At 70.1% G+C, this 7,397-nt stretch carries 7 protein-coding genes; 4 read left to right on the plus strand and 3 right to left on the minus strand.

Annotation, left to right across the window (positions count from 1 at the left end; translation table 11 throughout):
- The first annotated feature begins 151 nt into the window (after positions 1–151).
- The 3 genes from VOI19_RS10445 to VOI19_RS10455 all read left to right on the plus strand — a co-directional run bounded on the left by VOI19_RS10445 (position 152) and on the right by VOI19_RS10455 (position 2,785).
- Positions 152–817 carry a hypothetical protein gene (locus tag VOI19_RS10445; protein WP_323792902.1) on the plus strand — a complete coding sequence of 222 codons (666 nt, stop codon included), beginning with the start codon at positions 152–154 and terminating at the stop codon, positions 815–817.
- 148 nt (positions 818–965) lie between these two features.
- On the plus strand, positions 966–1,247 hold the full coding sequence (locus VOI19_RS10450; RefSeq protein ID WP_323792903.1) for a DUF2516 family protein: 282 nt from the start codon (positions 966–968) through the stop codon (positions 1,245–1,247).
- 92 nt (positions 1,248–1,339) lie between these two features.
- Positions 1,340–2,785, plus strand: coding sequence for a polysaccharide biosynthesis tyrosine autokinase (locus VOI19_RS10455; protein ID WP_323792904.1), 1,446 nt, complete (start codon positions 1,340–1,342; stop codon positions 2,783–2,785).
- Between the two features lie 27 nt (positions 2,786–2,812).
- On the opposite strand, the gene VOI19_RS10460 is transcribed toward VOI19_RS10455, so the two are convergent.
- The 3 genes from VOI19_RS10460 to VOI19_RS10470 all read right to left on the minus strand — a co-directional run bounded on the left by VOI19_RS10460 (position 2,813) and on the right by VOI19_RS10470 (position 6,902).
- The gene (locus VOI19_RS10460) at positions 2,813–4,243 is read right to left on the minus strand and encodes a bifunctional dTDP-4-dehydrorhamnose 3,5-epimerase family protein/NAD(P)-dependent oxidoreductase (protein ID WP_323792905.1); all 1,431 of its coding nucleotides are present in this window, start codon (positions 4,241–4,243) and stop codon (positions 2,813–2,815) included.
- 162 nt (positions 4,244–4,405) lie between these two features.
- Positions 4,406–5,404, minus strand: coding sequence for a dTDP-glucose 4,6-dehydratase (gene rfbB / locus VOI19_RS10465; protein ID WP_323792908.1), 999 nt, complete (start codon positions 5,402–5,404; stop codon positions 4,406–4,408).
- Between the two features lie 37 nt (positions 5,405–5,441).
- Complete coding sequence (locus VOI19_RS10470) at positions 5,442–6,902, minus strand: sugar transferase (RefSeq protein ID WP_323792906.1); 1,461 nt, start codon at positions 6,900–6,902, stop codon at positions 5,442–5,444.
- Between the two features lie 220 nt (positions 6,903–7,122).
- Between VOI19_RS10470 and VOI19_RS10475 the strand changes: the two genes are divergently transcribed.
- Positions 7,123–7,397, plus strand: a 275-nt coding sequence (locus VOI19_RS10475; RefSeq protein ID WP_323792907.1) for a sugar phosphate nucleotidyltransferase, incomplete at its 3' end; no start/stop codon positions are given.

Here is a 7,397-nt window from a genome sequence, read left to right on the forward strand (position 1 = left end):
TCGTTCATCGCGATGAACGAGGCCGACGGCTCCGACGACGAGGTCACCGACCTCGAGGAGGCCGTCGCGCCCTCACCAGGGGGCGTGGACGTGGACGAGCACGGAAGCACACCGACCACCTCATCTGCACCATCATCTAAGGAGAACTGACATGGCCAAGGCCAAGTTCGATTTCAAGTCCCTCGAGGTCCCCGCGGCCGCGCAGAAGCCCCTCTACGCCGGTGTCGGCGCCGGTGACCTCGCCGTCACCGCCGTCAAGGAGTACGTCGCCGACGTGCAGAAGTTCGTGACCGGCGCCCAGAAGGACGCCCAGGCCCGCGTCGCCGACGTGCAGAAGACCGTCACCGGCTTCGACGCCAAGGCTGTCCGCACCTCCGCTCTCGAGGCCGCCAAGGCCCGCCGCGCGGCCGTCGAGGCCCGCGTCGCCGAGCTCCAGGCCGAGGCCAAGGGCCTGCCGACCAAGGTCCAGACCACGGTCAACGACAACGTCGCCACCGTGACCGGCACCGTCGTGGGCACCTACGGCGACCTCGCCAAGCGCGGCGAGGCCGTCGTCCGCGGCACCAAGCTGCCGTCGACCGCCTCCGTCGAGGTGAAGGTCAACAAGACCAAGCCCGCCGCCAAGAAGGCTCCGGTCCGCAAGCCGGCCACGAAGCCCGCCACGAAGCCGGCCGCCAAGAAGGCGCCCGCCTCCAAGCCGGCCGCCAAGAAGGCCCCCGCCAAGAAGGCTCCGGCCAAGAAGGCCCCCGCGGCCAAGGCTGCTCCGGCCGCCCCCGCCACGCCCGCCGCCAGCACCTCGGCGACCGAGCAGGCCTGAAGAGCACCCGATGACGACCAGCTGACGCTGTTCTGACGGCGCCCCGGACCCCGGGGCTGGTCGCATCACCCACACGGCCCCCGCAGGTCTGACCTGCGGGGGCCGTGCTGCGCTCGCACGCGCGACCGCCCGATACGCTGGAGGGACTATGGGAATTTTCGCCGCCGAGTCCTACATCAGCCTGCTGGTCGCCTTCGCGATCCTGGCCACGGCGATCTTCGCCTTCGTCAACTCCCTGCTCTACTCGCCGCAGGCCTACGAGGCTGCGGGCAAGCTCACCAAGACGACCTGGTGCACGATCCTGGGCCTCGGAGTGGTCCTCCAGTTCGTGCCCCTGGGCCTGTTCATCATCAACATCGCCCTGCTGGTGGCAGCGCTGGTCTATCTTGCTGACGTACGACCGGCGCTGGGCAGCCTGCGTCGGCGCTGACGCGCGTCCGCCGGGCCGGACCCGGCCTGACACCCCGCGTCGCTACGGGTAGGCTCAGCCACCAGTTAGTCGGACGACGACGGGTGGAGTTCGTGGAACTGAGGGACTACTGGCTGACGATTCGCAGGCGCTGGCGCCTGGTCGTCATGGCCGTGCTGCTGTCGACGGCAGCCGCGGGCCTGCTCACGCTGCAGGCGACGCCGCTGTACGCCTCCTCGGCACAGCTCTTCGTCTCGACGCCGTCCTCGGAGACCAGCGAGGCCGCGACCGGCGACCAGTTCGCTGCGCGCCGCGTGACGTCGTACGTCGCCCTGGTGACCAACCGTGACCTCGCCGAGACGGTGGCCAACGAGCTCGGTGGCATCTACGAGCCGTCGGTGCTCCTCGACTCGGTCTCGGCGACCGCGATCCCGCAGACGGTCAACATCGAGATCGACGTGCAGAACCCTGACCCGGTCGCCGCCCGCGACATCGCGCAGGCCTATGCCCAGTCGCTGATGCTCCTGGTGGCTGACATCGAGACCCCGCCCGACGGCAGTGCCCCGCCGATCCGCCTGTCGATCACCGACAAGGCGACGATCCCGACGGGCACGGTCAGCCCCAACGTCACCCGCAACCTCGCGCTCGGCGTCGTGCTCGGGATCCTTCTCGGCATCGGCATCGCCGTGCTGCGCGACCTGCTCGACACCTCGATCTCCAGCACCGACGACGTCGCCGCGGTCACGCCGGTGCCGATCCTCGGCAACATCAACAGCGACCCGGCCGCGGTCGCGAAGGACCAGGTGACCGCCCTTTCCGAGGCGACTCCGTGGGCCGAGGCCTTCCGCGTGCTGCGCACCAACATGCAGTACGTCGAGGTCGACCAGGACCACCGCGTCTTCGTGGTCTCCAGCTCGCTGCCCGGTGAGGGAAAGTCGACGACGTCCGCAAGCCTCGCGATCACCCTCGCGATGGCGGGCGAGAGCGTGGCGCTGGTCGAGTGCGACCTGCGGCGTCCGACGATGGCCAAGCGCTTCGGCCTCGACGACGCCGTCGGCACCACCAGCGTGCTCATCGGCAAGATCACGCTCGACGACGCTCTCCAGGTGCAGCGCGAGACCGGGGTCACGGTGCTCACCTGCGGCCCGCGGCCGCCGAACCCGTCCGAGCTGCTCCAGTCGCACGCGATGGAGCTGCTGGTCAAGGACCTCCGCAGCCGCTTCGACGTCGTCATCCTCGACGCGCCGCCGCTGCTCCCCGTCACCGACGCTGCCCTGCTCGCCGCCCGCTCCGACGGCATGCTGGCCATCGTGCGGCACGGCAAGACCACTCGCGACCAGCTGGCGCACGCGCTCGAGCGCGTCGACTCCGTGGGCGGCAAGTGCGTGGGAGTCGTCGTCAACCTGGTGCCGCCCAAGCGCGGTCGCGACCGGGGCTACGGCTATGGCTACGGCTACGACTACCCCTACACCGCCGACGACGAGTCAAAGGCCAAGAAGCCCAAGGTGCCCCGCACGCCCAAGGCCGACTCCAAGCACGGCGGCAAGCGCCGCGGCTGATCCGCCGCTGCGGAGCTGGTTCGGCAGCTACTCGGATCCGGCGAGGCCGGCGAGACCAGCGAGGTAGGCGTCGAGCCGCTCGAGCGCGGGCGCCATCACGTGGCCGGTGGCCTCGAGCTTGCTCAGGTCCAGGACGCTGTGCGCCGGCCGCGGAGCCATCTCCTTGCCCGCGGCGTACTCCTGCGTCGAGACGCGCCGTACGTCGCTGCGCTCGCGGCCGCGGCGCACGAAGACCTCCTCGGCGACCTCGGCCCAGGAGGTCGGGGCACCGCCGTTGCTGACCTGGTAGACGCCGCTCGCGGCGCCGACCTCGAGCAGGTGGTGGGCGGCGGCGGCGAGGTCGGCGGTGAAGGTGAGCCGACCGACCTGGTCGTGCACGACCGCGGGGGAGACCCCGGTGTCGGCCAGGCGTGCCATCGTGCGGACGAAGTTGCCGCCGTCGCCGATGAGCCAGGACGTGCGCAGCACGAGGTGGCGACGGGCCGTGGTGACAGCCAGGTCGCCGGCGGCCTTGGTCTGCCCGTAGACCCCGAGCGGCGAGAGCGGCTCGTCCTCGGTGTGGACCTCGCGGGTGCCGTCGAAGACGTACTCGGAGGAGAAGTGCACGAGCGCGAGGCGGTGCTCGTCGGCGACGCGGGCGAGCGTGGCCGGGGCCTGGGCGTTGGCCGCCCACGCCACCGGTCGGCCCACGGGCGTCTCGGCGACGTCGACCGCGGTGTAGGCGGCCGCGTTGAGGACCACGTCGTGCTCGTGCCAGGGCCAGGCGGCAACGGCCGCGGCATCGGTGACGTCGAGGACGTGCTCGGCACCGGAGCCGGGGAGGTCGACCCCGAGAGCGTCCGGGAACTGGGCGAGCAGTGCGCGTCCCAGCTGACCGCGTGCGCCGATGACGAGGGGTCGCCGTGGCGCCATCGGAGTCACCTCGGCCAACGAGGGCTGGGCGAGGTCCTTGGCGGAGATCCCTGAGCTCCCTACGTCGGCGAGCGGGATCGGCCAGGGGATCGCGACCGTCGCGTCGTCGAGCGCGAGCGCGGGGTAGGTCTCCCCGGCGCGCCAGTGGTCGTTGACCAGATAGCTGTAGGCGACGTCGTCCTCGAGCGTCTGATAGCTGTTGCCGACGCCTCGCGGCACGAAGACCGCGATCGACGGGTCGAGCTCGACGTGCACGCTGGTGCCGAAGCTCGTTCCGGCGCGCAGGTCGACCCAGGCGCCGAACGCGCGACCGGTCGAGACCGAGACGAACTTGTCCCACGGTTCGGCGTGGATGCCCCGGGTGGCGCCGCGGGTGGCGTTGTAGGAGACGTTCTGTTGCACCGGACGGAAGTCGGGCAGCCCGAGCGCCGTCATCTTGGCCTGCTGCCAGCTCTCCTTGAACCAGCCTCGGCTGTCCTGGTGCACCGGCAGGTGCACGACTAGGAGTCCGGGGATGGCGGTGGCCTCGACGGAGAGCTCAGTCATGGGCGGGTCTCCTGGTGGTCGAGTCCTGGTCGTCGAGTAGTCGACGGCCGAGCGGAGCGAGGGGTCGACGTATCGAGACGTGGTGAGTCGGGTGCGGGCGTCTCGATACGCCCGGCAGCGCTCCTTCGTCGCTCGTCCGGGCTACTCGAGGACCAGAAAATCTCACGCCTGTCCCTTCGCGGCGTAGGCAGCCTCGGTGGCCTGCTTGTGCGGGCGCCACCACGCCTCGTGGTCGCGGTACCACTCGATGGTGCCTGCGAGGCCGGCCTCGAAGTCGGGGTAGGCCGGTCGCCAGCCGAGCTCGTCGCGCAGCTTGGTGGAGTCGATGGCGTAGCGGAGGTCGTGACCGGCGCGGTCGGCGACGAGGTCGAAGTCGTCGGGTGCTCGCCCGAGGTGGCCCAGGATCAGGGCGACGACGTCGAGGTTGTTGCGCTCGCCGTCGGCGCCGATCAGGTAGGTCTCGCCGATGCGACCGCGCTGGAGGATCGTCCAGACCGCGGAGGAGTGGTCCTCGGCGTGGATCCAGTCGCGCACGTTGGTGCCCGTGCCGTAGACCTTGGGGCGCTGCCCGCCGAGCACATTGGTGATCTGACGCGGGATGAACTTCTCCACGTGCTGCCACGGGCCGTAGTTGTTGGAGCAGTTGCTGATCGTCGCCTGCACGCCGAAGCTGCGCACCCACGCCCGCACGAGGTGGTCGGAGCCCGCCTTGGCGGCGCTGTAGGGGCTGCTCGGGTTGTAAGGCGTGGCCTCGGTGAAGCGCTGCGGGTCGTCGAGCTCGAGGTCGCCGTAGACCTCGTCGGTGGAGATGTGGTGGAGCCGGGTGCCGTGCTTGCGTGCGGCCTCCAGCACGCAGAACGTGCCGACCAGGTTGGTCTGGATGAAGGGGCCCGGCTCGGTGAGCGAGTTGTCGTTGTGCGACTCGGCTGCGAAGTGCACGATCGCGTCGTGCTCGCCGGCCAGCCGCTCGACCAGCGGCTGGTCGGCGACATCGCCCACGACCAGGCTCACCCGCTCGGTCGGCAGCCCCTCGAGTGAGGCCTGCGAGGCCGCGTAGGTCAGCTTGTCGAGCACGGTCACCACGGCGTCGGTGTGACGCACCAGGTGGTGGACGAAGTTGGAGCCGATGAAGCCGGCGCCGCCGGTCACGAGTACGCGCATCACGGGACCACCGTAGACGCGGGAGCGGTCGACCGGCTCAGTAGGCGCCGTGGGAGCGGACGACGGCGCCCATCGTCTTGTAGAGGATCGAGATGTCCTGGAACATCGACCAGTTGTCGACGTAGTAGAGGTCGAGCCGGATCGCTTCCTCGAAGGAGAGGTTGGAGCGACCCGAGACCTGCCAGAGGCCGGTGAGCCCGGGGCGCACGTGGAGGCGGCGGGACATGTCGCCGTGGTACTGCGCGACCTCGAGCGGCAGCGGCGGACGGGGGCCGACGAGGCTCATCTCGCCGCGCAGCACGTTGACCAGCTGGGGGAGCTCGTCGATCGAGAAGCGGCGCAGCCACTGACCCGGCTTGGTGATGCGCGGGTCGCGCTCCATCTTGAAGAGCCCGCCGTCGTAGCCCTCCTTGGCGTGCAGCTCGGCGAGCTTCTTCTCCGCGTCGGTGACCATCGTGCGGAACTTGAGCAGCGAGAACTCCTCGCCGTCGCGACCGGTGCGCATCTGGCGGAAGAGGACCGGGCCGCCGTCGTGGAGCTTGATCCGTGCTGCCGCGAACGCCAGCACCGGGGAGGCCAGCAGGAGCAGGCCGAGTGAGCCGACGATGTCGAGCGACCTCTTGCCCCAGCGGGCCGCGTCGGTGGCGCGGGGCGGCTCGAGGTGGATGAGGGGCAGACCGCCGACGGGTCGGATGCTGACGCGGTCACCGGAGACCTCGGAGATGCTCGGGGCGACCACCACCTGGACGTCGTGGTGCTCGAGCTCCCAGGCGATGCGGCGCATCTGCCCGGCGGAGGTGAGGCCGCCGCTGGCGAAGAAGACGACGTCGGCGCCGGAGGCGGCGACCGTCTCGGTCACGCTGTCGCAGTTGCCCAGCACCGGGATGCCGCCGTCGGTCTCGGGGGCGGGGTCGTTGGTCGGGGTGAGGCAGCCGATGACCTGGAAGCCGAGCCGCTTCTCGCGCGTGATGACGTTGGCGACCTCGTCGACGCCGAAGCGGCTGCCGACGATGATCACGTGGTGCTGGAGGCCGCCGAGGCTGCGGGCGGCGTGGATGACCTGGCGGAGCGCGAGGCGCTGGAGCATGAGGCCGGCCAGGCCGACGGCGAAGGTCACGAAGAAGAACCCGCGCGAGAGCGGGTAGTTGAGCAGGTAGCAGCCCACGCCGACCAGACCGGCAGCGCTCAGGCTGGCGACGGCGACCCGGCGGAACTCGTCGGTGCCGACCTCGAACTGGCTGCTGCGGTAGCCGCCGGAGAAGAAGAGGCACGCCACCCAGACCAGGATGATCGCCGGCCCGGCCACGGTCACCGCGTTGAGCACCTCGGCGCGCGTTCCGAAGAGCTCGTCCCACCGCTCACGGATCAGTCCCGCCAGCAGGGTGCTCAGCGAGACGACGAACAGGTCGAGGACGAAAGCGGTGACCGGCAGGTAGCGCAAGGCGCGCGATCGGGCCACAGACCTGAACCAGGTCTCCTTCTGGCTCATCACGCTCATTACGTCAAGTTCCCCTACATCGCCGCCACCGGGGGACACCCCTGCCCCTTGGTCGGCCCCCGAGCGGGACCACCGGGGAGGAATCGTGCCTCGCCCGGACCTGTGACACTTAACCACGAATCGGCAGTCTTGACACCTACAGGTGAAAGACAGTCATGTGACGCTGCCGTAACGGCGGCCCTGACGCGCGTAGCCTGGCCGGTGCGCCACACTTGCCCGCATGCGAGGCATCATCCTGGCCGGTGGGACCGGCAGTCGGCTGCACCCGATCACCCACGCGGTGAGCAAGCAGCTGATGCCCGTCTATGACAAGCCGATGATCCACTACCCGCTCTCGACGCTGATGCTCGCCGGGATCCGCGAGGTCCTGGTGATCACCACCCCGCACGAGGCGGAGCAGTTCGTGAGGCTTCTCGGCGACGGTTCGGCCCTGGGCCTCGAGATCACCTATGCCACTCAGCCCGCGCCCGACGGGCTGGCGCAGGCGTTCCTCAT

Source organism: Nocardioides sp. (genome assembly GCF_034670285.1).
GTDB lineage: Bacteria > Actinomycetota > Actinomycetes > Propionibacteriales > Nocardioidaceae > Nocardioides.